Origin of the sequence: Actinospica durhamensis (assembly GCF_018139695.1) — a bacterium.
Taxonomy (GTDB): domain Bacteria; phylum Actinomycetota; class Actinomycetes; order Streptomycetales; family Catenulisporaceae; genus Actinospica; species Actinospica durhamensis.
Window position 1 is genome coordinate 1 of sequence record NZ_JAGSOG010000609.1, and the last position, 1,082, is coordinate 1,082.

Consider the following 1,082-nt stretch of genomic DNA (forward strand, 5'->3'; position numbering starts at 1 on the left):
GGCACCACCCGAGTGAGCACCCCCAACGCAACCCGATCCGACAACCGCCCCACGGACGACGACTTCACCTGACCCGGCCTCGGCACACCCACCTAACGACCAAACAAAGCCAAAGTCACTGGTATTGGGCCTAGGGGCTCTACGGCTGGCACTCGCGGCACGCGGCCAGCAGCGGCGCCAACCTCGCCCTCGGCGTCGACGCCCGCACGGCGAGCACCGCGGGCAGGCAGAGGTAGGCGCCGGCTGAGGGGGATTCGCCGCCGGGCGCTTCCACCCGCAGGAACCTGACACGCCCGGTCGCGAGCTGCCGCGCGTGCGCGGCGTAGAGCACCGTCCAGCCCGGCGCGCCCGCGCCGAACGCCGCGAGCGTGTCCTGCAGTCCGCTGTGCGGCGGGCCGGGCACGGGTTCGAATCCGGCGTCGCGGCACGCTCTCGTCACCAGGTCGACCAGCGGCGGGTTGAACCGGCGCGCCGTGAGCAGCAGCGGCAGGTGGGCCACGTCGCGCAGCGCCACCTGCTCACGTTCCGCGAGCGGGTCGCGTGCGGACAGCGCGACCACCAGTTCGTCCTGCCACACCGGAATCAGACGCACGCCCTCAGGGCCCTGCTCCACGCCTCGGGCGAAGCAGGCGTCGAGCTGACCCGTGGCCACCTGCTCGAGCCGGGCGGCCGTCGGACTGGAGCTGAGCTCGATCCGGGTATCCGGGGCGAGTCGGCCCATCACCTCGAGGAACTGCTCAAGCCGTTCACCCATCCCCGTGCTCGTACCGATCCGCAGCACCGCGCCGAACGGATTGCCGGAACTCACGGCGTACGCCGCGACGGCGGCCACGGCCCGCTGCTCGGCCTCCAACACGGCGCGGGCGTGCGGCAGAAACCGCTCGCCGGCCTCGGTCAGCCGCACGTGCCGCGGCGACCGGTCGAGCAGGTCCGCACCGAGCTCGCGTTCGAGGCGGCGCACCTGCTGGCTGACCGCCGACTGCACGATCATGAGCCGTTCCGCCGCGCGACCGAAGTGCAGCTCCTCCGCCACCGCCACGAAGTAACGCAGCTGCCTCAGCTCTGTCTCTTATACACAGCTG

1 protein-coding gene is annotated in these 1,082 nt (G+C 71.9%); it reads right to left on the minus strand.

From position 1 onward, the window contains the following. Positions 1-139: 139 nt before the first annotated feature. Entirely contained in the window at positions 140-1,060 is a 921-nt protein-coding gene (locus KDL01_RS41340; protein WP_307846816.1) for a LysR family transcriptional regulator, read from the minus strand. Positions 1,061-1,082: the final 22 nt, after the last annotated feature.